The organism is Hymenobacter swuensis DY53, from assembly GCF_000576555.1.
Lineage (GTDB): Bacteria > Bacteroidota > Bacteroidia > Cytophagales > Hymenobacteraceae > Hymenobacter > Hymenobacter swuensis.
Genome location: NZ_CP007145.1, coordinates 3,936,656 through 3,962,975, shown reverse-complemented (window position 1 = coordinate 3,962,975; position 26,320 = coordinate 3,936,656). Strand labels below are relative to the sequence as shown.

The window sequence follows — 26,320 nt, the reverse complement described above, 5'->3', positions numbered from 1 at the left end:
TCTAAATAAAACAATTTGGGTAGCGTGTTGATTTCCGTTCTCTTTCCCTCAAGTATTTGCCTGTAAAGATGCAATACTTCGCACCCCTTGTTGCTGAGGAGGTTTATGCTGCCCCAAACCTGACGGCGTCGTTCAATGAGAAGACGCGAAGTGTCACGTCTCTACAGCAGCCGTAGCAGTTGGGGTTATAGTACAAAGAAACGAGGCGTTGGCCGATGCTTTCACATCAGCCAGCGCCTCACTTTTAATGATTTGGTGCTTATCGTTCCAGCTTGAAGCCGGGTTCCCGGGCGGGTGAGGTGGGGCGGTTGGCCACGGCCCAGCCGGTGAGGTACATCCACTGCGTCATGCGCAGGAGCTTGCCGTAGTCGATGCGGCTGGCTTCGTCCTTGGGCGTGTGATAATCGGGGTGGAGCCAGGAGGTGTACATCACGGCCGGAATGCCCAAGCGGGCGTAGGGCAGGTGGTCGGAGCGGAAGTACCAGCCCTCGGGGTGACTGGCTTGGTCCCACTTGGTATCCAGCTTGAACTTCGGGCCCTGCTGGTTGGCTTCCAAAGCGGTTTTCACCAAGTCGGAGGAGTTCAGGTGGGGCGGGATGGAGCCCAGTAGCGCGGCCGAATCGGGGGTGTTACGGCCCATCATTTCGGCGTTCAGTACGGCCACAATGCTCTTCTGCGGCACGGTGGGTTTGGCCGAGTAGTAGCGGGAGCCCAGCAGGCCCCGTTCCTCGGCCCCGTGAAACACGAACAGTGCCGAGCGGCGAGCGGGCTGCTGCTTATAGGCCCTCATGATGGCCAGCAGGGCGGCGCAGCCGGTGGCGTTGTCGTCGGCCCCGTTCCAGATGGAGTCGCCCTGCACAGCCTCGCGCACCCCGTCGTGGTCCTGGTGGGTGCTGAACAGCACGTACTCGTTTTTGAGCTGGGCATCGGTGCCCGGTACGGTAGCCACGATATTCACCGAAGGGTACTGGAACGACTCGGTGCGCAAATCGGCCGTGAACTGCTGGCCGGCCTGCTGCACCCAGCTCAGGGCGCTGGCGGGCAGTAGTAGGGTGGGGGCGGTGGTGACGGCGGCCACGTTGGCGTCGCCGGGCAAACCATAGCGGCCCCGCTCGTAGGTATGGTCCCAGTGCTCGTAAATGTTTTGGGCCCGGTCGTCGGCCACAAACACCACGGCCACCGCCCCGGCCTTCAGCAGCTCGGCCGACTTATCGCGCAGCACCTGGCTCAGGTAGCGCCGGAAGCTCATGTCGGCCGGGGGCTGACCCGAGAACAGCAGGGCCACGGCCTTGCCTTTGATGTCGGTTTTGGCCAGCTCGGCGGCCGTGCCGGTGCCCACGTACACCAGCGGGGCCTGCACGGCGTAGGTGGTGGGCGCAAACACTAGGGCATCGTGGTTGGGCCGCAGCGGGTGCGCGCCGATGCTCAGGCGGCTGGCTTTGGTGAGGCGGGTGCGCTGCAGGTTGAAGAACTGGAAGAAGGTGCCGTCGTCGCCGGCGGGCTGCAGGCCCAGGGCGCGCATCTTCTCGGCCAGCCACACGCTGGCCCGCAGCTCATCGAGGGTGCCGCCTTCCCGGCCCCGGTACTTGTCGTCGGCCAGGGCAAACAGGTCGGCTTTGATGTCGGCTTCCTTGATGGCACCGAGGGCGTTGGCGGGCTTTTTCTGGGCCGGCGCCAGCAGCGGAGTCGCCGCCAGCAACCCAGCCAGCAGCAGCCGACGAATGGACATGTTGGTCATATAGTTGATTTCTCGCAGTGGTTCGCAGTGGGATACGCAGTGGTTCGGGGTGGTCGTTCACTGCAAACCACTGCGCCAACCACCGCGCGCCACTGCGTGAAAAAGGAAAGCTACACGAAAAGCCCCGCTCACCAATGGTGGAGCGGGGCAAAGATTATTTCGTGGTTTCCGGCTTGAGCGTGCGGCCCAGCCAGTCGAAGAATACCCGGTTCCAGAGCACCGAGTTCTGCGGCTTGCCAATCCAGTGGCCCTCGTTGGGGAAGTACAGGAAGCGGCTCGGGATACCGCGCAGCTGCGCCGTGCCAAAAGCTTCCATGCCCTGGCCCTCGGGCACCCGGAAATCCTTGCCGCCGTGAATTACCAGCAGGGGCGTATCCCAGTTCTTGGCAAACTGCTGCGGGTTGAAATCGGTGTAGCTCTTGTGCAGCGGGGTTTCCCAGGGCGCGGCCCCGATGTCGTGCTTGGCGAAGAACATTTCCTCGGTGCTGGGGTACCAGCTGGTGAGGTTGTAGAGGCCGCAGTGGGCAATAAACGTCTTGAAGCGGCCCTCGTGCTTGCCGGCCAGCAGGTACACCGAGTAGCCGCCGTAGCTGGCACCCACGCAGCCCAGGCGGGCCTTGTCCACGTAGGGCTCGGCACTCACGTTATCAATGGCCGAGAGGTAGTCCTGTATGGGCTGACCGCCCCAGTCGCCCGAGATGCTGTTGTTCCACTCGGTGCCGAAGCCGGGCAGGCCGCGGCGGTTGGGCGCCACCACAATGTAGCCCTGGGCCGCCAGCAGCTGGAAGTTCCAGCGGTATGAGAAGCTTTGCGTAATCGGGCTCTGCGGGCCGCCCTGGCAGTACAGCAACGCCGGGTATTTCTTGGCGGGGTCGAAATCGGGTGGGTAGATGACGTACACCTGCATCTGCTTGCCGTCGGTGGTGCGTACCATGCGGGCCTCGGTCTTGCCGGTTTTCACGCCGGCCAACTCCTGCGCGTTGATGGTGGTAAGGGCCGTTTCGCGGCCGGTTTTCAGGTCCACGCGCACCAAGTCGGCGGGGCTGGCCTGGGTAGTTTTGCTGACGATGGCCACGCCGGGGCCGGCCAGCTCGAAGCTGTTGTAGTTGAATGCGCCCTTGCTGAGCTGCTGCACCTTGCCGCCCTTGGTCGGTACGCTGAACAGCTGCTCGGTGCCTTCCAGCGGGCTCACGAAGTACAGTGTCTTGCCATCGAGGCTCCAGCGCAGGTTGGCGGCGCTCTGCTCCGAGCCCTTCGTTACGTCCTCACGCTCCTTCGTCTTGAAATCATACACCACCACGCCGTTGCGGTCCGACTCAAAACCCGGCGTGGCCATGCTCAGCCAGGCTACTTTCGAGCCATCGGGCGAGAAAGTCGGCTCCGTGTCGTAGCCGCCCAGGCCCTCGCTCAGGTTTTGGGTCTGGCCCGAGCGTACGTCGTAGAGGAAGATGTCGGAGTTGGTGCTTTCGGCCTCGGCCTTGCCCGTGAGCTTGCGCGAGGTGTAAGCTAGCCGGTATCCGTCGGGCGCGAAGTTGATCTGCTCGGAGCCGCCCAGTGGCTGCAGCGGCGAGTCGAACTTCTCGCCGGCCATCACGTCCTTGCCGTAGCCGGTGGGCTTGCCATCGGGGCCCAGGGGCTGGAAGAACACGTGCGAGGCTTTGTAGTCGTCCCACACGTTCCAGTGGCGGTAGTTCAGGTCGTCGATGATCTTGGCATCGGCCTTGGGCAGGTCGGGGTACCAGTCCTGCACCGATTTGCCGGTTTTCACGTCTTGGGTGTAGAGTAGGAAGTTGGCTTTGGGGGCCAGCTTCAGGTTGCTCAGGCCCTCGTCGGAAAACTGGCTCAGCAGCTGCTTGCCCGAGCCGTCGGGGCTCATCACGTAGAGCTGGTCGGTGCCGCTTTCCCCGCTCAGGAAGGTTAGCTTGCCGTCGGGCCGCCAGTTCAGGGTGTTTTCTGATACAGCGGGCGTGTTGGTGAGCTGCCGGGCCGGTCCGCCGGCCACGGGCACCAGCCAGATGTCGGACTGGCCCTTGTTATCGGCCAGGTTGTAGCGCGTGACGGTATAGGCCACGGTTTTCTTGTCCGGCGACACCTGCATTTCGCCCAGGCGACCCAGCTTCCAAAGTAGCTCGGGGGTGTAGGTGCTGCCGGTTTGGGCAGCGGCGGCCAGCGGCAGCAGCGCCAGCGCGGTCAATAGGTTTCGTTTCATATAGCGCATGCTGTAGCTTGCGGAAGCAAGGGCAATGAGGGTGGGAGAAGGGCAAAGGTACTTTCCCCGCGCCTGACTGCTACCCGCTGGCTGATACTTCAGCCGGGCCGTTCTGTTTTTCGCAAGCTAAAGCATGCGCTACTATGCCTGATTTTCGATTACGTGTGTTTCAGGCGGTGGCCCGGCATTTGAGCTTTACCCGGGCGGCCCAGGAGCTGTACATCACCCAGCCGGCCATTACCAAGCACATCCGGGAGCTGGAGCGCACCTACGGGCAGCGGCTGTTCGAGCGGCGTGGCAACCGCATCAGTCTCACCGAAGCCGGCACGTTGCTGCTCTCCCACGCCGATGAGGTGGAACTGCTCCACCAGATGCTTACCGAAAAGCTGCACCAACTGCACGGCGAAGCGGCCGGCCGCCTGCGCCTGGGGGCCAGCACTACCCTCAGCCAGTACGTGCTGCCCGCCGTGCTGCCCGGCTTCCGGCACCGTTACCCCCAAGTGGAGCTGACGCTGCTCAACGGCAACTCCGAGCAGATTGCCGAGGCCATCCTTGCCGGTCAGCTGGATCTGGGGTTTGTGGAAGGCCGCTCTAAAAGCCAGGATCTGCATTATGAACCGCTACTGGATGATGAGCTGGTAGCCGTGCGCCGTGCCACTGCTGCCGGCCCACCTGCCTTGCCCGTGCCGCTGTCAGAGGCCCTGGCTTGCCCGCTGGTGCTGCGGGAGCGAGGCTCGGGTACGTTGGAAGTCCTGGAATTTGCCTTGCGGGAGCAGAAAATCAAGCTCGCCAGCCTGCACGTCGCCTTTTACTTCGACAACACCGAGGCCATTAAAACCTACCTCGAAGCCGCACCCGAAGCCTTGGGTTTTGTATCTAGGCGGGCCCTCACGCGGGAACTGGCGGCGGGGCTGCTGGAGGAGGTACCCATTCGGGGGTTGCGGCTGCCCCGGCAGTTTGAGGCCCTATGGGTGCAGGGCCAGCCCCTGACCCGGCCCGCCGAGCGTTTCCTGCGACATGTGCAGGGCGTTATAACTTCAGGTAATAGCGTATAACTATTCGGGATTATTAAGAGGGTAGGAGAGGTCGTACTTTTGCGTTGAAGCACCCACTTCCGTTTCCCCTCCGTGAAAGCCACCCTTCCACCTCCCACCCACCATGCGGCAGCGTCCCTACGGCAACACCACCTCCCCGCTGCTAAGGCCTTCCACCAGCTACTCCTGTCCCGGATAGGATTTGTATTGATACTGGTATTCTGCCTTACGCCCTGGGCCTCGCCGCCGCTGGCTCTGGCCCTGGGGCTGTGGCTGGCCCAGACGCTCGGCAACCCTTTTCCCGCGTTTACCAAACAGTACACGGCCAAACTGCTCCAGTTCTCCGTCATCGGGCTAGGCTTTGGGATGAATGCCCACGCGGCCGTAGAGGCCGGGCGCGAAGGCATTCTCTTTACCGTTTGTTCCATTTTTGGTACGTTGCTGCTGGGATACGTGGTCGGTCGCTGGCTGAAGCTGGGTCGCCACGTAACGCACCTGATTTCCTGCGGTACTGCCATCTGCGGGGGCTCAGCTATTGCGGCGGTAGGCCCGGTTCTGCGCGCTAGGGATGAGGAAATGTCGGTGGCGCTGGCTACGGTATTCGTGCTCAATGCCATTGCCCTGTTTGCGTTTCCGCCCATCGGGCACGCGCTTAGTCTCACGCAGCAGCAGTTTGGCCTCTGGTGCGCCATTGCCATTCACGATACTTCCTCTGTAGTAGGAGCGGCCGCTGCCTATGGTAAAGAGGCGCTGGAAGTCGCCACTACCGTCAAGCTGGCCCGCGCCCTCTGGATTATTCCGGTGGCATTGAGCACTGCTATGGTGTTCAAGCAGCAGGACGTGAAAGTGAAGCTGCCCTGGTTTATTCTGGGCTTTATCGGAGCTATGCTGCTGAACACCTACGTGCCCGCTACCCACATCGTAGGCCCCTGGCTGGTGCAGGCAGCCCGTCTGGGGCTCACGGTTACACTGTTCTTCATCGGGGCCGGCCTGTCTCTGAAAGCCATCCGCTCAGTGGGGCCGAAGCCGTTTGCGCTGGGCGTGCTGCTGTGGGTAGTGGTTTCCACGGCCTCACTTTATGTGATTATACACGTATAGCTTCACTAAAAATAAGCGATAAAAAAAGCCCTCAGCTACTCGGCTGAGGGCTTTTTTGTAGTGTTTTCCTTATCAGAGGGCTCTTTATTTCCCACGGCCGGAGCCGCTCTTCTTGCCGCCGCCGTCCTGCTTGTTGACGGTAGCCCAGGCGCGCTTTTCAGCTTCTTCTTCCGAAACGCCGCGCTTTTCATAGCTCTCTTCAATGTGCTCAGCCTGCCGCTTCTGCTTGTCGGTGTAAGCCGATTTATCTCCCTGTGGCATGATGCAAATGGGGTGAAGGTGAAACAATCCGAATTATACCAGGCTGTACGAGCGAAGTAAGTAGGTGTTATGTCGAGCTACCGGTTGGGGTTGCGGGTCACTGCGTATCTTCGCCCCGTTCAACTGCTCCCGTTCTTTGTTATGCGCCAGCTCGCCGTCATTCCGCATCCTGATGCCAAGATTACTCTGTTCAGCTGGAACGGTAAATACCTGATCAAGCTGGAAAAAGGTCCTTTTGAGCAAACGTACAAGGTGAGTGAACTGGACCTCACGAGTGAGGACGACGTCCATACCCTGTTGGACGAGGAATTTATCGGGTCGGCCGTGCAGCGGTTCCGGTTGATGCAGCAGGACCTGCAGGCTGCCTTCGACCGGCACGGTATCTGATAACCGTCCGGCAGTTAACTGCGTTTTTCTGTTTCACTCCCTGTTCCTCCCTTCAACCATGCTACGCGTTTCTCATCTGCTGCTGAGTGCAACTTTGTTGCTTACCACCGCCGCTACCGCCCAGGCCCAGCTGTACGATACCCGCACCAGTACCGTAAACTTTGAAAAACGGGAGCGGGAAGCCTTCAAAGTGCAGATTGACGGCAGCGCCCAGTGGACGCGCGACTTCTGGCAAAGCTGGCTTAAGGATACCTACAACATCAGGCTGAAAGGCGACGGAGTATTCGGGGTGGGCAAAAAGGACATTCTGGCGGCTAAACAGGTGCCCATGTCCAGCGTCACGGGCAAGCTCATCGACCTGTACTCCACCGTCACCGCGCCCTCCGATTCGGTGGCGGAACTGTCGGTGTGGGCCGCCACCGGCCCCGAGTCGTTTCTGTCGGCTACCGGTACTCCTTCGGAATTCAGCTCCCTGCGTAACATCGTGCAGAGCTTTGCTGCCGCTGCCCGTCTGAAAGCCTATCGGGAGCAAATTTCGGAAGCTGAGAAGCAAGTAGCTGCCGCTGAGAAGGAGAAGGAAAAACTCGAAAAGGAGCGCGTCAGCCTAGCTGGCAACACCAAATCGAACCTCGAAAAAATCGAGCAGCTCAAGAAGCAGAACATCGACAACAAGCTCAAATCGGCCGAGGATTCCGTGAAGCTGCTCGACAATGTGCGTCTCATGGAGTTGCGTAAACAGCAGCTAGAGCGCCGTCGCGCCCGCCTTACCAACCTCGACCGAAAATAACGCCCTCCCACGCCTCTCCAGGCGTTTCTCCCGATTCATGGAAAAAGACTCTTCTCCCCTCGATACCCTGCGCCAGCTCAAGGAATGGCTCGACGCCGGCACCATTACGCAGCAGGAGTTCGATGTGCTGAAGCAGAAGCTGCTATTCCCCACTGCTGCGCCTGCTTCGCCCGCCTCTGCTCCGCCCACGGCCCCGCAGCCCGATCTGTCGGTTTCGCTGGGTCAGCCCATTGGCGCAATACCGCCCGCGTTTCCGATTACGCCCGACCCCACGGCCACCATTGCGCCTATTGAAGACCCGCTGCTGCCGCCCGTAACCACCGCATCTACTGGCGGGGGACCGGCAATGGCCGTGCCGCCGACCCCACCTGCTGCCACCCCGGGTTTCTCGCACCCACTGGAAGCCGGCCGGCCCGGGGCTTCGCCCAGCCAGGAGGATGCCTTTATAACCCCGGCCGCGGCGGCAGGAGAAGAGTATGTGGAAGAAGCTCCCTACACCGCGCCAGCTAAAAGCCCCCTCGGTACTATTCTCATAATCGGCGGAATACTGCTGCTGTTGGGCCTGGTAGCATACCTGATGATGGGCAACCGTGACTCCGAGCGCCTGTCCAGCACCAACCTCACCGCTGCCGATTCCCTGGCAACGCGTCCCGAAGAAGGCCCGCAGTCGGAGCAGATTGATCTGCCGCCGGCAGCCGCCCCCGAAACCATTCGTGTTGCTCCGGTCGTGCCCTTTACGCCCGCCCCCGATTCCGTAGCTGCGCCCGTAACGACTCCGGCTGAGGATGCGTCGGCCACACCTGTAGTAGCCGATGAAAGCGCGGCCCAGGCCCGAATTGAAGGGGTTTTGCAGAACTATTATGCCGATCTGCAGGCCGCACCTTTTTCGGCCTCGGCGTACTTTGCTCCCAGAGTAGAGCGTTTCTATCTGCAGCAGAATACCACGCCGGCCGCTATTACCGCCGAGCTTGACAGGTCGCATTTTCCCGAATTTCTGGAGGCGCAGAGTACTATCGAGCCTGGAACGCTGAAGGTAAGCCCGCCCGTGGCCGACGGCTCCCGGGTAGTCACCTTCGTGGAGAAAAGCAGCGCGTTACGGCAGTCATTGCAGAAGCATCAGCAGACCGCTGCCCAGGTACGAGTGCGCTTCGACAAGAATTTTAAAATCGTGTATCTGCGCCAGGAAAAACTGCTCGAAAATAACTTTAGCGACTAACTGGCCAGCTTTTTGGTGGCCCCGACGCACGCTGCCTGCAACCGGCGGCGTGCGTTGGCGTTTTTATAGCCCGCCGATTTTTACCTTCTCTAATGCGCCTCCGTTTTTTCTATCTGCTTATCCTGGGAGTTTTGCCGCTGAGTGCCTGCCTGAAAGTACTCAAACCAGCGCAGGACTTTGCCGTTTCCCCGGTTCCCGAGGCCCCTGACTACCGCATGGAGGACAACTGGGCCGCTCTGCCCGACCGGCGCGACTCTGCCGATGTGGTGCCCCGCAACACGCTGCTGCATGACAACCAGCGCAACGCCCCGGCCGATGTTTTCTTTATTCACCCCACTACTTACTACTGGCGCAAGCAGTGGAATGCCAGCCTTACCGATGAGCGGCTCAACCGCTTCACCGATGAATCGGTGATTCGGGGGCAGGCCACAGCTTTCAACAATACGGCGCGGGTGTATGCACCCCGATACCGGCAGGCCACACTATACTCGTTTTTTGATGAGGAAGATACCAGTGGCAAAGCAGCCCTGGACTTGGCATATATGGATGTGAAGGCCGCTTTCCAGTACTATCTCGATAATTATAACCACGGCCGCCCAATCATCATTGCCAGCCACAGCCAGGGAACCGTGCATGCCACCCAGCTCCTGCAGGATTTCTTTGAAACCAGCCCCAGTCTGCGCCGACAACTGGTGGCCGCGTATCTCATTGGCTTCAATGTAAAGTCCGACGACTTTCAGCACCTTCGTCCATGTGAGGATTCTACCCAAACGGGCTGCTACATGGCCTGGAACACGGTAGCCTGGGGAACTGCCGCCAAGGCGTTTGAAAAGGGTGTCGCCGTCAATCCGCTTACCTGGACGCGCGACACTGTTACGGCTCCGGCCCGCCTGAACCTGGGCGGTGTCCCGCACGATTTTAATCGGCTGGATAAGCGCATAGTGGATGCCAAGGTAACAAATGGCCTCGTGTGGGTGCACCCGCCGCAGCCCAAAGGCTACCCCCGCTTCCTGCTACCCGGCCATCCCGAACTGCGCAACTCCTTCCACATCGCCGATTACGCGTTGTTCTACGGCAACATCCGCCAGAATGCCGCCGCCCGCGTGCGTGCCTACCGCATGCTGCTGAACGGGCAGTAGTGCAAAATTTTCCGCTGATGTATTGAAAATCAGCCAAACCATCCCTGCATTGTTATTACAGGTAACAACGCTCCACAAAAACAACCTAAAGCTGCGTCGCGTCCTTTATATGCTGCATAGCCCAAGAGGATAATATTCAATAGGTAGTACATGGATAACTCACTTCCTGAAGTACTACCATGTATATTGAAACCGGATGCAGCAAACGTTATTAGAGGAATTACTATAGCTAGTACTGCATCCACAATAAAGGATGCTGCCATCCACAAGAAGAATTTTCCCCAATGGAAATGTTTATTAGATGAACTTCCTCCGGAGGGCTCAGATGTAGCTGACCAGGCATCTTTCATGCTTGGAATATAACAAAAAAGCCCTGCCGGCAGGTACCAGCAGGGCTTTTCTATGCATGAACTTCCGAGGAAGCTTAGCCTACGATGGCTACGCGTTTGAAGTCCGAGATGGTCAGGCCTTTCTGCGTCTTGTCGAGCAGCTGGGCGATGGTCACCGAGTTGTCCTTCACGAACTCCTGGTTGAGCAGGGTGTTCTCTTTATAGAACTTGTTCAGCTTGCCTTGGGCAATCTTCTCCAGCATCGCCTCGGGCTTGCCTTCGGAGCGGGCCTGCTCTTTACCAATTTCGATTTCGCGCTCCACGGTAGCCGAGTCAACGCCGTCTTTATCGAGGGCAACCGGCTTCATGGCTACGATTTGCATCGCTACGTCGCGGCCAACGGTCGTTACGTCGGCACCGCCTACGTTCTTCATAGCCACGAGTACACCCTTCTTGTTATCGGAGTGAATGTAGGAAGCTACTTTCTCAGCCGTGATGTTTTCGTAGGCCGTTACGACCAGCTTCTCACCAATTTTGCCCATCAGGTCGGTGATGTGCTCCTGCAGGGAGCGGCCGTCTTCCTGCGAAGTAGCCAGCAGCTCTTCCTTGGTAGCGGCGTTGGTTTTCACAGCCGTGTTCAGCACGCGTTGGGCCAGTTCCTTGAAATCGGGGACCTTTGAAACGGGCTCGGTTTCGCAGGCCAGCGACACCAGCTTGCCGTTGGTGCCATCCTCGCTGACGGCGGCCAGCACCACGCCTTCCGACGTTTCGTTGTCCGAACGCTTGTCGGCAATTTTCTGACCCTGCTTGCGGAGCAAGTCGCGGGCTGCTTCGAAGTCGCCATCGGCTTCCACCAGGGCTTTCTTGCAATCCATCATGCCCGCACCCGTCATGGTGCGCAGTTTGTTCACGTCTGCGGCTGTAATTGCTGCCATTTCTTTGGGAGTTAGTAGCGAAAAGCTAGTAGTTAGAATGAAATGAGAGGAGGGAAGCAGTACAGAAAGAAGCTAGGAGCTAAAAGTCAGAACTGAATGGGCGAGTGGCCGACATCACAGATTCTAACTCCTAGCTCCTAGCTTCCAGCTGCTTCAAGACTATTCGTCAGCGTTCTGCTTCTCCTGAATGCCTTCTTCTTCGGCTTGCTTCTTGTCGGCGTCTTCTTTGTCGACTTTGCGCTCCGACAGACCATCTTCCATAGCCTTGCCAATCACACTCACGATGAGCTGGATGGACTTGGAAGCATCGTCGTTGGCGGGAATCGGGAATTGCACCAACTCGGGGTTCGAGTTCGTGTCGCACATAGCGAATACCGGAATACCCAATTTCTGGGCTTCTTTCACGGCAATGTGCTCACGCTTCACGTCAATTACGAACAGGGCAGCGGGCAGGCGGCTCAGGTCGGCAATGCCACCCAATACGCGCTCCAGCTTCTCCCGCTCGCGCGACATCATCAGTTTCTCGCGCTTGGCGAGGGCGGCGTAGGCCGTGTTTTCCTTCACCATCTTGTCGATGGTGCTCATTTTCTTCAGCGACTTGCGTACGGTAGCGAAGTTGGTGAGCATGCCACCCAACCAGCGGTCCGTTACGAAAGGCATTTTCAGGCGCTTAGCTTCTTCCGTTACGATTTCCTGCGCTTGCTTCTTGGTAGCTACGAACAGCACCTTGCGGCCGCTCTTGGCGATGTTGCGGATAGCCGCAGCAGCGTGGTCGAGCGAAACGAGGGTTTTGTTCAGGTCAATAATATGGATGCCGTTCTTCTCCATGAAGATGTACGGCGCCATTTTGGGGTCCCACTTGCGCGTGAGGTGACCAAAGTGGGCACCGGCATCAAGCAGTTCTTTATACGTGGTGGTCTGAGCCATGATAGAGTTCCTCTGGAAGATTAGCGTTTCGAGAACTGGAACGAACGACGAGCTTTGCGCTTACCGAATTTCTTACGTTCCACCATGCGCGGGTCACGGGTCAGGAAGCCTTCTTTTTTCAGGGCGGGACGAACTTCTTCGTTGTCGCCTACAAGGGCTTTCGAGATGGCCAGACGGATAGCCTCAGCCTGAGCCGAGATGCCACCACCGCGCACGTTTACCTTGATGTCGTACTGGCCGACTTGCTCGACCGTCGCCAAAGGCTGGTTCACGATGTTTTCCAGGAGCTCATTGCTGAAGTAAGCCTTGATGTCCCGGCCGTTGATAGTGATATTCCCTTGCCCGGCCTGCATGTAGATGCGGGCCACCGAGGTTTTTCTTCTACCAGAGGTATTGGAGATTTCCATTAAGTGAAGAGGTTAAAGAGAGGCCGAATTCGGCTTAGAGATTCGTGAAAGAAACAGCCTTGGGCTGCTGAGCTTCGTGCGGGTGCGCAACGCCGGCATACACATACAGGTTGCGGAACTGCTCCGCGCCCAGCTTGTTGCCTTGCAGCATGCCCCGTACGGCGTGCTCAATCACGCGCGTCGAGTCCTTGGCTTTCTTGTCGCGCAGGTTGATGCGCTTCTGTCCGCCAGGGTAGCCCGAGTGGGTGATGTAGATTTTGTCGGTCATCTTTTTGCCAGTCACGCGGAGGTTGTCGGCGTTGATGACGATGACGTTGTCGCCACAATCCGAGTTGGGCGTAAAGGAGGGCTTGTGCTTGCCACGCAACATGTTGGCAATTTGGCTGGCCAGACGACCTAGGGTAGCGTCGGCGGCGTCAACCACAACCCAGCCCTTGTTGGCGTTGGCTTTGTTGACGGATACCGTCTTGAAGCTCAGATGATCCATTGGGGAGGAGGATAAGCGTTTGAAAATGAAGAAGAAGCCGAACACGGTTCGGGGAAAACGGACACAAAGTTACCGCCTTTCCGCCAAAATGCAAGTTGGTGGCTAATAATTGTCTCTGAAACACTGAGTGATAGACTCTCTGCGGCTACTATGTATTTTTACCGCCACTATGCTTTCTCCCGAATCCAATCTTCCTGCCTCTGCTGACCGCCGTACGTATGCTTTGCTGCTATTGCTACTAGGTATCTCCTTGCTTACTGCCGTGCTGACTCAGGGTACATACGATTCCAGCGACAGTATCATGCACTATCTGTTCGCACGCTATGCTTTCGAACATCCCATAAATTTCCTGGAATCATGGTCAAAGCCGCTGGTGGTACAGCTTATGGCCGGGCCGGCACAACTAGGTTTGCGTGGGGTGATGGTGCTGCAGTGCCTGCTGGTAGCTTGCGCTGCGGGTCTGGCATATGACGCAGCCCGGCAACTGCGGTTGCCCTGGCCTTGGTTGGCCATTATTTGCTGCTACTCTTCCGCCGACTATTTCCGGATTCAGTTCTCCGGTCTTACCGAACCTACTTTTAGTGTGGTATTGGTAGCCGCCGTAGCCTTAGCCTTGCGCCGCCAGGTTAGTTGGGGGGCAGTGGTTATCTCATTTCTGCCATTTGCTCGCTCAGAAGGCTTTCTGCTGATTGCTGTGTATGGTTTTTATCTGCTGGTGACACGCCAGTGGAGAGCATTGCCGTGGCTGGGCCTCGGGTTTGTAGTGTATGGGGTGGCAGGGCTATTTGTATATCAGGATTTTATGTGGGCTTTCACCCGCAATGCGTACCCAGTGCATAATACCAGCTACTCTTTTGCTACAGGTCATGCAGGGCACTTTATTATGGGAGTGGCTGATACCATCGGGTGGGTGCAGTATGGGCTGTTCTGGCTTGGAGGGGCAGGTATGATTTGGGCATGGCTGCAACCCGGCATGAGGCTCCGTAAAATGGTGTTCACCACCGAATTACTGTTGGTATACGGCTGCATTAGTGTATTTCTGGCGGCTCATACAGTATTCTGGGTGTTGGGTATATTCGGCTCATTGGGGCTGATACGGGTGATTTGTAGCATAGTGCCGCTGTTGAGCCTAGTTGTATTGCGGGGCGTGTGGCTGCTGAGCATGGCGGGGCGCACCTCCGGAACCCGAAAGGTAATTCGGGTGGTGCTGATGGTGGCCGTTATCGGGTTTCTGTTCTCCGGTTCGCGTATTGCCTTTCGATGGCAGCGGGACTTCGGGCGGGCCTCTGATCAATTACTGTTGGATGCTGCCGGCCGCTGGGCTGCTCGTAAATACAATGGAGCTCAGATAGTATACTGGCATCCGTATGTAGCTATGGCCACGCAGCTGGATCCGTTTGGTTCGCGCCACCGGCCGGCCTTGGTGCTACAGGATAAGGAATGGCCATTGCCGACAGGCAGCCTAGTGTTCTGGGACGAATGGTACGCCGTTGTCGAGGGCGGTACGCCATTCGAAAAGCTGCGAGCTGACGCATCCCTGCGGTTACGGTGGCTGGGAGCTATGCCCCGTAACCGTCAAAAAAATACTGTTGACTCTGTGCGGATTGCCGTATTTGAAAAAAGGTAAGTCCCAACGGAAAGGGCGACGCCATATGGCGTCGCCCTTTCCGTTGGGACTTACCTAAATAATTACTGGTACTGCTGCAGATTCTCCACCAGCACCCGGAAATCCTTGGGGTAGGGGGCTTCAATGGTTACCAGCTCGCCATTTAGTTTAGCAAAGGTGAGCTGACGGGCATGCAAAGCAAACCGCTTGATGAAGGGTTGTTCCTCCTCGCCCTGCTTCACATTGAACTTCTTTTTGAGCGACGACAAGAAGAAATCGTCGCCGCCGTACATACCGTCGCCCACGATGGGGGCTTGCAGATAGGCTAGGTGCAGGCGGATCTGGTGCATGCGACCGGTAACGGGCTGGCATTCCAGCAGCGTGTGCCGGGCATAGGCCTCCAGCGTGCGTACCAGCGTTACGGCGGGTTTGCCCTTGTACGCCAGGCGGGCCTTGCCTTTGGTGGTGGTTTCGATGCTACGGTCCACACGGAGGCCGTCGTAGTGATGTACGCCCCATGCCACAGCGTGGTACACCTTTTTCACCTGCCGGTCCTCAAACTGCATGGCCAGGTGGCGGTAGGCGGCCGGGTTTTTAGCCAGCGCTAGCGCCCCACTGGTTTCCTTGTCGAGGCGGTGGCAGGCTTGGATGTCTTCGTATTTCTCGCGGGCCAGGCGCAGGATGTTGGGCGCTCCGCCAAACCGCTCATCGAGCGTGGCCAGGAATGGGGGCTTGTTGATGATGACGAAATCGTCGTCTTCAAACAAAATCAGGTCGTTGAAATCAGGCAGCTTCATAGGAAGCTGCAAAGGTACGGGGCTATGGCGAAGTCAAAGGGAAAAAGTAAAAAGTCAAAGCACAGCAGCCAGCTTTGACTTTCCACTTCACACCGTTTCCTCGGGTGCGCGGCGGGGGCGGGGGAGCTTGAATTCCAGCGTAGTGCCCTGGCCTATCTCACTACGTACCCGGATAGTGGAACGGTGCGCTTCCACAATATGCTTGCTGATGGCGAGGCCCAGCCCCGAGCCGCCCGCGTCGCGCGACTCCCGGGTGCGGCTTTTATCAATGCGGTAAAAACGCTCGAAAATGCGGTTCTGATGCTGTTTCGGGATGCCTTCGCCGTCGTCCTGCACGCTGATGCGGATGCCTTTCCCGCTTTCCTGCAGGCTTACCCGGACGTGGCCGTTCTCGCGGCCGTATTTGATGGCGTTGTCAATCAGGTTGATGAGGACCTGTCGAATGCGGTTACGGTCGGCCAGTACCCGGACCTGCTCGGGCACCAGGGCCGGGGGCAACGACAATTCCAGGGTGACACTCCGGCGGGCAGCTTTCAGCTCCAGCTGCTCAAAGATATCCAGCACCAGCTGGGGCAGCTCGAAACTCTGCCGACGCATGCGTACCACGCCTTTTTCCAATTGAGAAATCGTGACGAGGTCCTGCACCAGGGCATCCAACGCATCGAGACTGGTGGCGGCTTTCTGGAGGAATTTTTTGCGCGTGAATTCGTCCACGTCGTCATCGTCCAGGATGGTGTGCACGAAGCCCTGGGCGGCGAAAATGGGCGTTTTCAGCTCGTGCGACACGTCAGCCAGAAACTCGCGCCGCAGGGCCTGCAGACGCTTCAGCTCATCAATTTCCTGCTGCTTGCGCTGGGCCATGTCCAGGATTTCGTCGCGCATGCGCTTGAGCGGCTCGGGGCGGAACAGAAACTTGCTCGACATGCGCCGGAACTCCTTGCGCTTGATGTGCTCCAGCCCCTCGTAGATGTTGTTGATTTCCCGAAAAATGAGGGCCTCAAACATCAGATACAGCAGCAGAAAGCAGGCCGCCACGGTAATACCAGCCGCCAGTACGCCCTGCTCAAACGGCAGGGTCGGCCCCAGCCACGCCAGCGTCGTCAGTACCGCCGCCACCAGTAACGACAGGATGATGGCAATGGTCCGGGAAGAAACAGAGAAGCGCATAAGGAAATGAAGAAGTGGTGAGATGGTGAAATGGTGAGTTGCTGTTCTGCAAGCACCACTTGTGCGGATAGAACAGCAACTCACCATTTCACCATCTCACCACTTCACTTAGTTGTCGGTATTGAACTTGTAGCCGACGCCTTTAATGGTCTGGATGTGGTGGTCACCTACTTTTTCGCGCACTTTGCGGATGTGTACGTCTACGGTGCGGGCCAGCACAAATACGTCGTTGCCCCAGATGTTCTGCAGTAACTCGTCGCGGCCGAATACTTTATGGGGCGAGGCGGCCAGGAAGGCCAGCAGCTCAAACTCTTTTTTGGGCAGCGAGATTTTGCGGCCCTCCTGATACACGGCAAAGCCGGTACGGTCAATCTTGAGGCCGTTGATTTCAATGGTATCCGACACCTGTTGCGGGTCTTTGTCGCGGCGCACGAAGGCAGCCAAGCGGCTGAGCAAGGCCCGGGGCTTGATGGGCTTGGCAATGAAGTCGTCGGCCCCGGCGTCGAAGGCGGCTACTTCCGAGAATTCCTCAGCCCGTGCCGTCAGGAAGATGATGTATGTATCCTTGAACTTGGGTTGCTCACGCAGCTGGCGGCAGGCGGCAATCCCATCAAGGTTGGGCATCATCACGTCGAGCAGGATAATATCCGGCCCGAACAGAGGCGCAACTTCGAGGGCTTTACGGCCGTCGGGGGCGCTGGCTACCTCGTAGCCTTCCTTGCGCAGGTTGTACTCCAGCAGCTCCACGATGTCGGGGTCGTCGTCCACTACCAGAATCTTGTAGGCGTTGGGGTTGGCGGTTGGTTGCACGGAACGGGGAGGTTTAGGGTAAAAGAGAATGCGCGAGGACAAAAGTACCGCCGGCCGGCGCGCGCGGCGTGTTACGTTTTCGTTACCCGCTGCCGGTAGCCGGATTCGGCCGGGAGCCGACTCCTTCCGGGGAGCGGGGTTGGGAATGGGCCACACAAAATCAGCTACGGCCGGTGGGGCTTTCACTGGGGCCTGCACTGCCACACGGCTGGGTTGCAGAACCATGCGGCGGCGGGTGGCGAGGGTAGTCGGCATCAGACAAGGAGCGGGGGATGAACAGGTATGGAAAAAAAGAAAAGCGGCCCCCAACGGAAGCCGCTTCACACAGAATCATTTTTGCGCCACCAGATTTAGCCGGTTTCGGAGGCCTTTGTATTTGTAGAGGTCGACCTTCACGGCCCCTACAAACATTTCGGCCTGAATCAGGACCGGAACCTTATTCCGGTCGTCGGAGAGATACACCGAAACGGCATTTTCTCCCTTAAAGATCTTGTTGCTGGGCATTTTAGGCACCAGCCGGATGGTGCGAATGGTGCCGGCCTTAGTTTCCACCACTTCGCGGCCCTTATACACCACATCCATGTTAAACACGTCTTCGTCGAAGAAACCCTGCACCTTGATTACTTCCCCCACCTTGCGCTGGTCATAATTCAGGGTGCGCAGGAAATAAAAGCCGCTGACAATGTCCTGCACGTTATTCGGGATTTTGAACGTGCCCTTCTTGACGTTGTTTTTATCGCGCTTGTGGCTTTCCACATCGGCTACGTCGCGAGCATGATCAAAGTCCACAGTTTCGCGCTTGCGGTAGTTGTTCTCCTCAATGTTGCGGAAGAACCGTTGCGGTAGAATGCTGGTGGTATCGATGTAAGAGCGCCAGGTGTCGCGGATGCGCAGGAAGAAGTCGAAGGAGCCCGTGGTACGGCCCGTAACGGTGGCCTTGTAGCAGGGCCGCTCATTCACTCGATGCACGGCATCGTCGACCTCAATAGTGGCCTCTGCCGCGTTGATGAGGCCATAATGCACCTTATATTGCAAGGTTTCGCCTCGGTCAAAACTTTGATTGGAGACGGTGCGGGTGGCCTCGGAGGCCGGGCCAAACGCTGTGAGTGCCGCAGCCAGCGGCAGGGTCAGCACAGAAAACAGAAGCCAGCGGCGGTTCATGGACAAGCGGCAAAGTAGAGTGTAGCCGGGACCTTCTCAAATGCGGTGCCAGCAAAGATACTCGGATTCTGACAGAGCCAAAAAGCAGCTGTCAAACGCGGTAGAATCCGATACTAAAACCGGTATCGACCAGTTACGCATCGTGTGAAAAACCGGAAGGCATCGAGCGTGAGCCATACGCAAAAGAAAACCCTGCCGGTTGTCCGGCAGGGCTTTTTTCACTCCAAGAGCTTGTGCAAAGCTTACAGGTCGTCGTCCTCGTCTTCGTCGGTGGTGTGGTCCTCGGGAATAGCAGCCAAGGCTTCCTCGGGGGCACCTTTCACCTTAGCCCGAATCTGGGCTTCGATTTTATCAGCCAGCTCCGGGTTGTCGAGCAGGACGGTTTTCACGCCTTCGCGGCCCTGACCCAGGCGGTTGCCTTCGTAAGAGAACCAGGAGCCCGATTTGGCAATGATGCCCATGTCCACGCCCAAGTCCAGAATTTCACCCACTTTGGAAATGCCTTCGCCATACAGGATGTCGAATTCAATGACTTTGAAAGGCGGTGCTACCTTGTTCTTCACCACCTTCACCTTAGTGCGGTTACCGGTGATATTGTCTTTGTCCTCCTTGATCTGGCCAATGCGGCGGATATCCAGGCGAACCGAAGCGTAGAATTTCAGGGCGTTACCACCGGTAGTGGTTTCGGGTGAACCGAACATCACCCCGATTTTCTCGCGCAGCTGGTTGATAAAGATGCAGCAGCAGCCGGTTTTATTGATGGTGCCGGTGAGCTTCCGCAGGGCCTGGCTCATGAGGCGGGCATGCAGACCCACTTTCGAGTCGCCCATGTCGCCTTCCAACTCGCCTTTCGGTACCAGAGCGGCTACGGAGTCAATCACAATGATGTCGATGGCGCCGGAGGAAATCAGCTGGTCGGCAATTTCCAGCGCCTGCTCGCCATTGTCGGGCTGGGCGATGAGCAGGTTGGCTGTGTCGATACCGAGTTTCTTGGCGTACAGCGGATCGAAGGCGTGCTCGGCATCAATGAAGGCGGCAATACCCCCCTTTTTCTGCGCCTCAGCAATGCAGTGCATCGTGAGGGTCGTTTTACCCGACGATTCCGGGCCGTAGATTTCCACTACGCGGCCCTTAGGCAGACCACCCACACCCAGCGCAATATCCAGCCCTAACGAGCCGGTGCTGATGACTTCAATGTCCATCACCTTGTTGTCGCTGAGCTTCATCACGGTACCTTTGCCGTAGCTCTTATCTAGCTTATCGAGGGTAAGCTGAAGGGCTTTGAGTTTCTCGGCCTGGGGGTTAGAGGCGGTTTTTTCCGCTTTCTCAGCCTTTTCAGTGGTTGCTGCCATTAGTATAAAGGGGTTGTTTGGAAATGCTTAGGTTTGGTGAATGTAGGCCTTTTAGCCGGCCGGAACAACCACTTGCCCGAGCGCAGGAAGCAGTAGAAACGGGGCCGGTCAGGGGCGGCTCATGGTAACGCCGCCGGACTATATTTTGTGCCCGCAATGCTAAAAAAATTCGTTGAATTCAGGATGTTTTTTCTGTGCTAAATTTTTTGGAATCAAACCGGGCTTCTAGGGTTCTGATACTGACGCTGGTAGCGTGGCTGGCCCTGACGGGAGCCGCGCAGGCGCAACTGGATAACCGGGCTTTCTTTAACCGCCTGCCGCTGGGCCCGAGCTATGAGCGGCAGGTGCGGCTGGAAGTGCAGGGGCTGCTCTACAATAAAGACAACGAGTATTTCAACAAAATTGACCCCGGCCTGACCTACTTTGGGGCGCAGCTGGCCCCGCGGCTGGTGTATTTCCCGGCAGCTAACCTGCGGCTGGAGGCCGGCATTTTTCTGCAGAAGGACTACGGCACGCAGCGGCTGCGGCAGGTGCGGCCCTTGTTCACACTCAAGTACGCGCAGGGGCCACACCGGCTGCTGTTCGGCAACATTGAAGGTAACCTGCAGCACGGCTACATCGAGCCGATGTATGACTTTGAGCGGGTACTATACGACCGACTGGAAGAAGGCGTGCAGTATCAATACCTGACAGATAATACGTTTCTGGATGCCTGGGTGAACTGGCGGCGGCAGCAGTACCGCTTCAGCAACTACCAGGAGGAAGTGGCCGGCGGCCTGAGCGTGGAGCGCCGCCTTTTGGGCGACTCCACGGGCTGGCTACTGAAGCTGCCGTTTCAGTTCACGGCTACCCACGTTGGTGGGCAGCTGGATACTATTGATAAACCGCTGCAGACGTTGTTCAACGTGGCTACCGGCCTGCGGATGCGTAAGGCACTGGCCTCACGTTTCGTGCAGGCGGCGCATTTTGATGGCTACGTAACTTACTTCCACGACTACTCCTTCACCTACGCGTTGCCCTACAAGCGCGGGACCGGGCTCTACCTCAACGTCGGCCTCGATACCCGCCTGTCTAATCTGCAGCTGGCGTATTGGCAGGGCAGCGGGTATATCTCGCCCATCGGGGGGCGGCTGTACCAGTCGGTTTCCGTTTCGGTGGCCGACCCGGGCTACACCGAAAAGCAGCGGCAGCTGCTAATTCTGCGGGCCATTAAGGACTACCGGCTACCCGGCAATCTTATCCTTACTACGCGCTTCGAGCCGCTCTACGACCTCAATAATGGTCTGTTCGATTTCTCCTTCGCGTTGTATCTGAATTTCAACCAGAGCTTCCTGCTGGGGACCATAAAAGGCAATTAGGAGGCGCTTTTCAGGGTGTTTCAGGCCGGCCGTCGCAGGCAATAATAGAGAATATCGGAGCTACCGAAGACGCGCAGAGGCCAGGGGCGCGGCCGGGGTGGCAGGGGCCGGAAGCCCACGGCTTCGGCTACGGCGCAGCTACGGGGATTCGTTGCTTTGCAACGAATCAGGAGCCGTTCAGCGTGCAGTACCTCAAAGCCAAAAGTGGCAATGGCCGCTAATGCCTCGCGCGCGTATCCTTTCCCTTCCGCATCGGCTGCGAGGTAATAGCCGATTTCAAGGGTGATGGGCGGAGTCCAGTTAGGCTTTAGACTGATGTCGCCAAGGTACTGCTGGGTTTCCTGATGCCAGATACCGAAGACGTACAGCCGGCCGGTAGTCCAGTCGTGCCGGAACCGGGTGAGGGTTTGCGAAGCGGCAGCAGGGCTTTGCACGGCCGCTTCGCGGGCCGGAAACGACGGCCGTAGCCGGGTTCGGTTTTCATCGATAAGCCGGAAGAAATCGGTCGTGTCGGAAGGCAGGTAGGGGCGCAGCGTAAGCCTAGCCGCCCGAATAGGCGTGCCGGCAGGAGCTGGCAGGGGCGGAACGGCGTACATGATTTGGGGTAGGTAACCGGGTGATACTACAGAGAAAGACGCAAAACCGGCCTACACGACGGCAAGCTAAAGCTCGGCGGTAGAAACTTCGGCACATGGCAGTCGTTCAGAAGGGTATACGCACGCCTCATTACCGGATGAATTTTCGGGAGCTACTCCCGTCCGGAGGCGTATTGTTCCTTTTTAATCCTTTCAACATGTCAGGCAGACTCACCAATAAAGTAGTAATAGTAACGGGCGGTGGCTCGGGTATCGGCGAAGCAATCAGCAAGAAGTTTGCCCGTGAAGGGGCTGCAGTCGTCGTTGTCGGGCTCGAATCGGACCCGGTGCGGGAAGTCGTGGATGAAATTCTGGCCGAAGGGGGCCGCGCCATCGGTTACCTCGGCGACATTTCGGCCCAGGAGGTAGCGGAAGCCTGCGTAAAAGCAGCCGTGCAGGAATTCGGCAAACTCGATATCCTCGTTAACAATGCGGGTGTATTCCCGGCCACCGCCGAACTGGACCAGTATCCGGTGGATGCTTTTGAGTACATGATCAAAAACAACATCTACTCGGTGTTCATGATGAGCCGAGCAGCGTTGCCAGAGCTACAAAAGACAAAGGGCAACATAGTATCGGCGGGTTCGGAAGCCGGGCAGATGGGTTCCCCCATGATTACGCCCTACGGCGGCACCAAAGCCTGGGTGATGACCTTCAGCAAGGGCTTAGCGGTGGAGCAAGCCAAGCACGGTGTCCGGGTGAATTGCGTCGGCCCAGGGCCTATTGATACGGCCTGGACGCACAAGGAAACCGGACCGATGAACCAGAAAATGGAAAAGAATACGGTGGCCGGTGTACCGCTGGGTCGCCGGGGTACGCCTGAAGAAGTAGCCAACGTGTACCTGTTCCTGGCCTCCGAGGAAGCCAGCTACGTTACCGGGGCCACATACTTTGTAGATGGTGGCGTCACTATCTCCAAGAGCGCAGCCGGTGACGAGGTTCCCAGTCATCTGAAGCAGGAGCCCACCGGCAGCCTCAACCTGCAACACAGCAAGGAAGGCAATACCAAAGTGCGCGAAGAAGCTGCAGCTTCTATGTCGTAGCCGTAGAAAGGCTAAGCCTTGGTTGGGCCGGAGTCGTCGGATATTATGGATGACTACAACGAACCGGTTTACAATCCGATAAACCCAAACAGAAAGGCTTGCCAATGTGGCAAGCCTTTCTGTTTTCTAAATCCGGAGGACTTATATGGAGTTTATCTAACAGCAAATCATCCACGAAATCCGATGAATCCGGCCCAACCCGGGCTTAGCCTTTCTGCAGTTCTGCCCCGATGCCGGAACGGGCCTGCGGTGGACTGCCGAGAGCATGCTGGTTGCGCATTACGTTTACCTGGCGGGCGGCCTCATTAAAGTATTCCAGGCGGCGAATCAACATTTCCTTGGTAAGCACGCGGCCTTCGGGTGTGCGCATCAGTGCCTTTTTGTCGTCCAGGATGCGTTGCATCAGGGCTTCGTTGCCGGCTTCGTTCTGGCGAAACTGGGCATGAAACTCGCGCAGCCGCTCCAGAGGTGTTTCTGTGGTAAGGCGGAACTGGCCGCCACCCTGGTTCAGTACTTCACTCAGCACATACACCTCAAGCGGCAAAGAGGTAGTGAGGGCGGTAGTGCGCACATCGAGCCCAGCTTCCAGACCACTGATAATAATTTCCAGGTTGCGCTCAAATTGCTGGTAGTAACCGGCTGCTTCCATGCTTGAAGGGAATTATGAGTTATGAATTAAGAATGATGAGTCAAAAAGGAGATATGGTTAAGAGCAGCTTGTTGGCGGTCTACCAATTCCTGATTTATCATTCCGGATTCATCATTATCTAAAGGAGTTCTTTTACAATCTGGTCCACGGTGATGCCCTCGGCTTCGGCCTTGAAGTTGCGCACCAGACGGTGGCGCAGAATGGGCAGAGCTACTGCTTTCACATCCTCAATATCGGGCGAGTATTTGCCGTGAATGAGAGCGTGGCATTTGGCCCCTACAATGAGGTGCTGCGAAGCGCGGGGCCCTGCTCCCCATTCCAGCAGCTGCGAGGCGCGGGCAGCGGCGCGGTCGGTATTGGGGCGGGTTTTGTGTACCAGACCAACGGCATATTCTACCACGTTATCGGCTACGGGCACGCGGCGCACCAGCTGCTGAAACGCCTGAATGTCGTCGGCGTGGAGGATTTTGCTAACCGTAGGCTTGTGGTCGGACGTGGTGTTTTTCACGATTTGCAGCTCCGCCTCGTAGCTTGGGTAGCCCAGCTCAATATTAAACATGAAGCGGTCCAGCTGAGCTTCGGGCAGCGGATAGGTGCCTTCCTGCTCAATCGGGTTCTGGGTAGCCAGCACGAAGAACGGGCGTTGCAACGGATACCGCTTACCCGCCACCGTCACGGCGTATTCCTGCATGCTTTCGAGTAGGGCCGCCTGGGTTTTGGGAGGAGTCCGGTTGATTTCGTCGGCCAGCACAATGTTGGCAAAAATCGGCCCTGGTACAAAGTGAAAATCCCGCTGCTGGTTTAGCGTTTCCGAGCCGACAATGTCCGACGGCATCAGATCCGGCGTGAACTGCACCCGGTTGAACGAAAGGTCCAGCGAGTCGGCAATAGTCTGAATGAGCAGGGTTTTGGCTAGCCCTGGCACGCCCACCAACAGGCAATGGCCCTGCGAAAACACGGCCGTCAGCACCAACTCTACCACGTCGTCCTGCCCGATAATGACTTTGCCGATTTCCTGGCGGAGCTTTTGGTAGGACCGGGCCAGCGCGTCGGCGGCTTCTTTATCGGAGGCGAAAGGCATAAGTTGGGTTTTGGCTTTTAGTAATTGGTTGTTAGTACTTGGCAACTGAACAGGCCAAAAACCACCAACCAACTACTAAAAACAACTACATTAATTCACGGCGTTCAGCAGCTGACAGCCGGAGTACTCGGGGTCAACCTCCAGATAAACGGTGCCGCGGTTCTGGGCAAACCAAGTGTCGAGTGCTTTGTTTTTCTTCTCGTTGAGGGCCGCTGCTGCAATTTTCTGGTAATCGTCGTCGATGTTGGCCTGGTGAGGCGGGGTGTTCGACTTCAGGTACAGAATGCGTACGGCATCTTTGCCATCGTCGGTCCGGTAGGGCAGGGGCGGCGTTACGCTCCCCACCTTCATGGTGTCAATGGTAAAGAAGATGGCGGGGTCGAGCTGGTCAAGGGAGAGGTAGGTGCTACCGTCGCGACGGTTTTGCATCAGGCCCCCGTTGCCGCCCGAAAGCTTGTCGTCGGAGTTGTCCTTGGCGGCTTTAGCAAAGCTTACGCTATCAGATAGAATGCGACGACGCAATTTGGCGAGTTCCTGAGAGGCCTCGTTGGTATCGGCTGTGCCGGTTTCGGGCTTGAGCAGAATGTGCCGGGTGCTGTAGGAGTCGCCTTTGCGCTCAATCAGTTGAATCAGGTGAAAGCCAAACTGCGACTCCACGATGGGAGATAATCCGCCCGGCTCCAACCGCAGCGCGGCGGCTTCATACTCCGGTACCAGTTCGCGGCGCTTGAAAAAGCCCAGGTAACCCCCTTCCACGGCCGAGCCGGGGTCCTGGGAATACTGCTTGGCCAGCGTGGCAAAATCCTCGCCGGCCACAATGCGGGCCCGGATATCGTTGAGTTTGGCCTGGGACTCCTGCTTGGCCTTGTTGTTGGTTTTGGCCACCTTCACAATCTGGCCTACTTCCACTTCGGTGGAGTAATAGGGCAGGCTGTCTTTGGGCATCCGGTTGAAAAACTGGCGGACTTCCCGGGGCGTAACGGACACTTTGCCGGCAATCTGGTCCTGCATTTTCTGCTGCACCAGCTGCTCTTTCACCTGAATGCGCAACTCTTCCTTCAGTTGCTTCAGCGGCTTGTTGTAGTATTCCTCCAGCTTTTTCTCGGAGCCAATCTGCTGCACGAAATAGGCCATGCGGCGGTCCAGCTCACTTTTCACCTGGGAGTCCTCTACCACCACGGAGTCAGTTTCGGCTTTGGCCAATAGCAGCTTGTTAAGAGCTAGGCTCTGCAGAATGCGGCACTGCGTATCGGGCGGCAGCGGCTTGCCTTCGGCGCGGGCTACTTCCTGGGCATAAATGGTTTCCAGGTCGGAGCGCAGCACAATCTGGTTATCCACCTTAGCGATAATGCCGTCTACTATTTTCTGCCCCACCGGGCGGCCAACGCCCAGCTGGGCGTAGCTGGCAGTGGCCGAAGCAGCCAGCAGCACCGCGCTCAGCAGTAGCTTACGGGCCGGTACTCGCAATACTTGAATCATGGAATCTTTCCGTAATGCTGCAACAAGCCAAGGGCGTTGCTGAAGCCAGACAGCCGGCAAAACGCCAAAAGCTGCCCGTAAATTTCATCATAAATCCTTTCTCCGGCAAAACCACAGATTACTCCGGGAAGTGCCCGCTTCGCAGCAGAGAGTCAGGCCGGCCGCAATGGGTTGCAGAGCCGCCGCCAAGAGAAGTGAAAAGTCAGGAGCCGGAATGATATGGGCATT

26 protein-coding genes are annotated in these 26,320 nt (G+C 57.6%); 9 read left to right on the top strand and 17 right to left on the bottom strand.

The window, feature by feature from the left end:
* Window positions 1–259: 259 nt before the first annotated feature.
* Together HSW_RS18375 and HSW_RS18370 are read right to left on the bottom strand one after the other, a co-directional pair.
* A complete protein-coding gene (locus HSW_RS18375) occupies window positions 260–1,729 on the bottom strand; it encodes a M28 family metallopeptidase (protein ID WP_231501318.1) in 1,470 nt (489 codons plus the stop codon).
* 163 nt (window positions 1,730–1,892) lie between these two features.
* A complete protein-coding gene (locus HSW_RS18370; protein ID WP_044005093.1) occupies window positions 1,893–3,947 on the bottom strand; it encodes a S9 family peptidase in 2,055 nt (684 codons plus the stop codon).
* A 143-nt stretch (window positions 3,948–4,090) separates the two neighbouring features.
* Here HSW_RS18370 and HSW_RS18365 point away from each other — a divergent pair, with 143 nt between their 5' ends.
* Both HSW_RS18365 and HSW_RS18360 read left to right on the top strand, forming a co-directional pair.
* Window positions 4,091–5,002 carry a LysR substrate-binding domain-containing protein gene (locus HSW_RS18365; protein WP_052346605.1) on the top strand — a complete coding sequence of 304 codons (912 nt, stop codon included), beginning with the start codon at window positions 4,091–4,093 and terminating at the stop codon, window positions 5,000–5,002.
* Between the two features lie 72 nt (window positions 5,003–5,074).
* Window positions 5,075–6,079, top strand: a complete 1,005-nt coding sequence (locus tag HSW_RS18360) for a YeiH family protein (RefSeq protein WP_231501317.1) — start codon at window positions 5,075–5,077, stop codon at window positions 6,077–6,079.
* 84 nt (window positions 6,080–6,163) lie between these two features.
* On the opposite strand, the gene HSW_RS24605 is transcribed toward HSW_RS18360, so the two are convergent.
* Window positions 6,164–6,340: a hypothetical protein gene (locus HSW_RS24605; protein ID WP_044003182.1), complete on the bottom strand. Its 177-nt coding sequence runs from the start codon at window positions 6,338–6,340 to the stop codon at window positions 6,164–6,166.
* A 141-nt stretch (window positions 6,341–6,481) separates the two neighbouring features.
* Between HSW_RS24605 and HSW_RS18350 the strand changes: the two genes are divergently transcribed.
* The 4 genes from HSW_RS18350 (at window position 6,482) to HSW_RS18335 (ending at window position 9,869) form a co-directional block, all read left to right on the top strand.
* Complete coding sequence (locus HSW_RS18350; protein WP_044003181.1) at window positions 6,482–6,727, top strand: hypothetical protein; 246 nt, start codon at window positions 6,482–6,484, stop codon at window positions 6,725–6,727.
* A gap of 58 nt (window positions 6,728–6,785) precedes the next feature.
* Window positions 6,786–7,514 carry a hypothetical protein gene (locus HSW_RS18345; RefSeq protein ID WP_044003180.1) on the top strand — a complete coding sequence of 243 codons (729 nt, stop codon included), beginning with the start codon at window positions 6,786–6,788 and terminating at the stop codon, window positions 7,512–7,514.
* A gap of 37 nt (window positions 7,515–7,551) precedes the next feature.
* Window positions 7,552–8,730, top strand: coding sequence for an SHOCT domain-containing protein (locus HSW_RS18340; protein WP_044003179.1), 1,179 nt, complete (start codon window positions 7,552–7,554; stop codon window positions 8,728–8,730).
* A gap of 92 nt (window positions 8,731–8,822) precedes the next feature.
* Window positions 8,823–9,869: a DUF3089 domain-containing protein gene (locus tag HSW_RS18335; RefSeq protein ID WP_044003178.1), complete on the top strand. Its 1,047-nt coding sequence runs from the start codon at window positions 8,823–8,825 to the stop codon at window positions 9,867–9,869.
* A 29-nt stretch (window positions 9,870–9,898) separates the two neighbouring features.
* Here HSW_RS18335 and HSW_RS24405 read toward each other — a convergent pair whose 3' ends face one another.
* The 5 genes from HSW_RS24405 to rplM all read right to left on the bottom strand — a co-directional run bounded on the left by HSW_RS24405 (window position 9,899) and on the right by rplM (window position 12,954).
* Window positions 9,899–10,219: a hypothetical protein gene (locus HSW_RS24405; protein ID WP_155833048.1), complete on the bottom strand. Its 321-nt coding sequence runs from the start codon at window positions 10,217–10,219 to the stop codon at window positions 9,899–9,901.
* A gap of 74 nt (window positions 10,220–10,293) precedes the next feature.
* Window positions 10,294–11,133: a translation elongation factor Ts gene (tsf, locus tag HSW_RS18330; protein WP_044003177.1), complete on the bottom strand. Its 840-nt coding sequence runs from the start codon at window positions 11,131–11,133 to the stop codon at window positions 10,294–10,296.
* Window positions 11,134–11,292: 159 nt separating this feature from the next.
* Complete coding sequence (gene rpsB / locus HSW_RS18325; protein ID WP_044003176.1) at window positions 11,293–12,060, bottom strand: 30S ribosomal protein S2; 768 nt, start codon at window positions 12,058–12,060, stop codon at window positions 11,293–11,295.
* Between the two features lie 20 nt (window positions 12,061–12,080).
* Window positions 12,081–12,467 (bottom strand): 30S ribosomal protein S9, encoded by a 387-nt coding sequence (gene rpsI / locus HSW_RS18320; RefSeq protein WP_044003175.1) that lies wholly within the window; start codon window positions 12,465–12,467, stop codon window positions 12,081–12,083.
* 34 nt (window positions 12,468–12,501) lie between these two features.
* Window positions 12,502–12,954, bottom strand: a complete 453-nt coding sequence (rplM, locus tag HSW_RS18315) for a 50S ribosomal protein L13 (RefSeq protein WP_044003174.1) — start codon at window positions 12,952–12,954, stop codon at window positions 12,502–12,504.
* Between the two features lie 169 nt (window positions 12,955–13,123).
* On the opposite strand from rplM, the gene HSW_RS18310 reads away from it, so the two are divergent.
* On the top strand, window positions 13,124–14,581 hold the full coding sequence (locus HSW_RS18310) for a hypothetical protein (protein ID WP_044003173.1): 1,458 nt from the start codon (window positions 13,124–13,126) through the stop codon (window positions 14,579–14,581).
* A 62-nt stretch (window positions 14,582–14,643) separates the two neighbouring features.
* Here HSW_RS18310 and HSW_RS18305 read toward each other — a convergent pair whose 3' ends face one another.
* From HSW_RS18305 to recA, 5 genes are all read right to left on the bottom strand, one after another.
* Window positions 14,644–15,357 carry an RluA family pseudouridine synthase gene (locus tag HSW_RS18305; RefSeq protein ID WP_044003172.1) on the bottom strand — a complete coding sequence of 238 codons (714 nt, stop codon included), beginning with the start codon at window positions 15,355–15,357 and terminating at the stop codon, window positions 14,644–14,646.
* A gap of 87 nt (window positions 15,358–15,444) precedes the next feature.
* Window positions 15,445–16,524 carry a sensor histidine kinase gene (locus HSW_RS18300; protein WP_044003171.1) on the bottom strand — a complete coding sequence of 360 codons (1,080 nt, stop codon included), beginning with the start codon at window positions 16,522–16,524 and terminating at the stop codon, window positions 15,445–15,447.
* A gap of 108 nt (window positions 16,525–16,632) precedes the next feature.
* A complete protein-coding gene (locus tag HSW_RS18295) occupies window positions 16,633–17,334 on the bottom strand; it encodes a response regulator transcription factor (RefSeq protein ID WP_044005087.1) in 702 nt (233 codons plus the stop codon).
* Between the two features lie 330 nt (window positions 17,335–17,664).
* Entirely contained in the window at window positions 17,665–18,495 is an 831-nt protein-coding gene (locus tag HSW_RS18290; protein ID WP_044003170.1) for a DUF3108 domain-containing protein, read from the bottom strand.
* Between the two features lie 242 nt (window positions 18,496–18,737).
* Window positions 18,738–19,847: a recombinase RecA gene (gene recA, locus HSW_RS18285; RefSeq protein ID WP_044003169.1), complete on the bottom strand. Its 1,110-nt coding sequence runs from the start codon at window positions 19,845–19,847 to the stop codon at window positions 18,738–18,740.
* A gap of 194 nt (window positions 19,848–20,041) precedes the next feature.
* Between recA and HSW_RS18280 the strand changes: the two genes are divergently transcribed.
* The gene (locus HSW_RS18280; RefSeq protein ID WP_197031909.1) at window positions 20,042–21,205 is read left to right on the top strand and encodes a hypothetical protein; all 1,164 of its coding nucleotides are present in this window, start codon (window positions 20,042–20,044) and stop codon (window positions 21,203–21,205) included.
* Window positions 21,206–21,225: 20 nt separating this feature from the next.
* On the opposite strand, the gene HSW_RS18275 is transcribed toward HSW_RS18280, so the two are convergent.
* Window positions 21,226–21,801 carry a GNAT family N-acetyltransferase gene (locus tag HSW_RS18275; protein ID WP_044003168.1) on the bottom strand — a complete coding sequence of 192 codons (576 nt, stop codon included), beginning with the start codon at window positions 21,799–21,801 and terminating at the stop codon, window positions 21,226–21,228.
* Window positions 21,802–21,998: 197 nt separating this feature from the next.
* Here HSW_RS18275 and HSW_RS18270 point away from each other — a divergent pair, with 197 nt between their 5' ends.
* Entirely contained in the window at window positions 21,999–22,883 is an 885-nt protein-coding gene (locus HSW_RS18270) for an SDR family NAD(P)-dependent oxidoreductase (RefSeq protein WP_044005083.1), read from the top strand.
* Window positions 22,884–23,088: 205 nt separating this feature from the next.
* Here the strand turns inward: HSW_RS18270 and HSW_RS18265 are convergent, their stop codons facing one another.
* The 3 genes from HSW_RS18265 to HSW_RS18255 form a co-directional block, all read right to left on the bottom strand.
* Complete coding sequence (locus HSW_RS18265) at window positions 23,089–23,532, bottom strand: hypothetical protein (RefSeq protein ID WP_052346603.1); 444 nt, start codon at window positions 23,530–23,532, stop codon at window positions 23,089–23,091.
* A 118-nt stretch (window positions 23,533–23,650) separates the two neighbouring features.
* On the bottom strand, window positions 23,651–24,613 hold the full coding sequence (locus HSW_RS18260) for an AAA family ATPase (RefSeq protein ID WP_044003167.1): 963 nt from the start codon (window positions 24,611–24,613) through the stop codon (window positions 23,651–23,653).
* Between the two features lie 90 nt (window positions 24,614–24,703).
* Window positions 24,704–26,092, bottom strand: coding sequence for a peptidylprolyl isomerase (locus HSW_RS18255; protein WP_071883142.1), 1,389 nt, complete (start codon window positions 26,090–26,092; stop codon window positions 24,704–24,706).
* Between the last annotated feature and the right edge of the window lie 228 nt (window positions 26,093–26,320).

Coding starts and splice junctions, on each gene's coding strand:
- HSW_RS18275 (WP_044003168.1), bottom strand. CDS start 21,801: ATGTACGCCGTTCCGCCCCTGCCAGCTCCTGCCGGCACGCCTATTCGG.
- HSW_RS18350 (WP_044003181.1), top strand. CDS start 6,482: ATGCGCCAGCTCGCCGTCATTCCGCATCCTGATGCCAAGATTACTCTG.
- HSW_RS24405 (WP_155833048.1), bottom strand. CDS start 10,219: ATGAAAGATGCCTGGTCAGCTACATCTGAGCCCTCCGGAGGAAGTTCA.
- HSW_RS18270 (WP_044005083.1), top strand. CDS start 21,999: ATGTCAGGCAGACTCACCAATAAAGTAGTAATAGTAACGGGCGGTGGC.
- HSW_RS18290 (WP_044003170.1), bottom strand. CDS start 18,495: ATGAACCGCCGCTGGCTTCTGTTTTCTGTGCTGACCCTGCCGCTGGCT.
- HSW_RS18265 (WP_052346603.1), bottom strand. CDS start 23,532: ATGGAAGCAGCCGGTTACTACCAGCAATTTGAGCGCAACCTGGAAATT.
- recA (WP_044003169.1), bottom strand. CDS start 19,847: ATGGCAGCAACCACTGAAAAGGCTGAGAAAGCGGAAAAAACCGCCTCT.
- HSW_RS18300 (WP_044003171.1), bottom strand. CDS start 16,524: ATGCGCTTCTCTGTTTCTTCCCGGACCATTGCCATCATCCTGTCGTTA.
- HSW_RS18305 (WP_044003172.1), bottom strand. CDS start 15,357: ATGAAGCTGCCTGATTTCAACGACCTGATTTTGTTTGAAGACGACGAT.
- HSW_RS18335 (WP_044003178.1), top strand. CDS start 8,823: ATGCGCCTCCGTTTTTTCTATCTGCTTATCCTGGGAGTTTTGCCGCTG.
- rplM (WP_044003174.1), bottom strand. CDS start 12,954: ATGGATCATCTGAGCTTCAAGACGGTATCCGTCAACAAAGCCAACGCC.
- tsf (WP_044003177.1), bottom strand. CDS start 11,133: ATGGCAGCAATTACAGCCGCAGACGTGAACAAACTGCGCACCATGACG.
- HSW_RS18255 (WP_071883142.1), bottom strand. CDS start 26,092: ATGATTCAAGTATTGCGAGTACCGGCCCGTAAGCTACTGCTGAGCGCG.
- HSW_RS18375 (WP_231501318.1), bottom strand. CDS start 1,729: ATGTCCATTCGTCGGCTGCTGCTGGCTGGGTTGCTGGCGGCGACTCCG.
- HSW_RS18340 (WP_044003179.1), top strand. CDS start 7,552: ATGGAAAAAGACTCTTCTCCCCTCGATACCCTGCGCCAGCTCAAGGAA.
- HSW_RS18260 (WP_044003167.1), bottom strand. CDS start 24,613: ATGCCTTTCGCCTCCGATAAAGAAGCCGCCGACGCGCTGGCCCGGTCC.
- rpsI (WP_044003175.1), bottom strand. CDS start 12,467: ATGGAAATCTCCAATACCTCTGGTAGAAGAAAAACCTCGGTGGCCCGC.
- HSW_RS24605 (WP_044003182.1), bottom strand. CDS start 6,340: ATGCCACAGGGAGATAAATCGGCTTACACCGACAAGCAGAAGCGGCAG.
- HSW_RS18365 (WP_052346605.1), top strand. CDS start 4,091: ATGCCTGATTTTCGATTACGTGTGTTTCAGGCGGTGGCCCGGCATTTG.
- rpsB (WP_044003176.1), bottom strand. CDS start 12,060: ATGGCTCAGACCACCACGTATAAAGAACTGCTTGATGCCGGTGCCCAC.
- HSW_RS18310 (WP_044003173.1), top strand. CDS start 13,124: ATGCTTTCTCCCGAATCCAATCTTCCTGCCTCTGCTGACCGCCGTACG.
- HSW_RS18345 (WP_044003180.1), top strand. CDS start 6,786: ATGCTACGCGTTTCTCATCTGCTGCTGAGTGCAACTTTGTTGCTTACC.
- HSW_RS18370 (WP_044005093.1), bottom strand. CDS start 3,947: ATGAAACGAAACCTATTGACCGCGCTGGCGCTGCTGCCGCTGGCCGCC.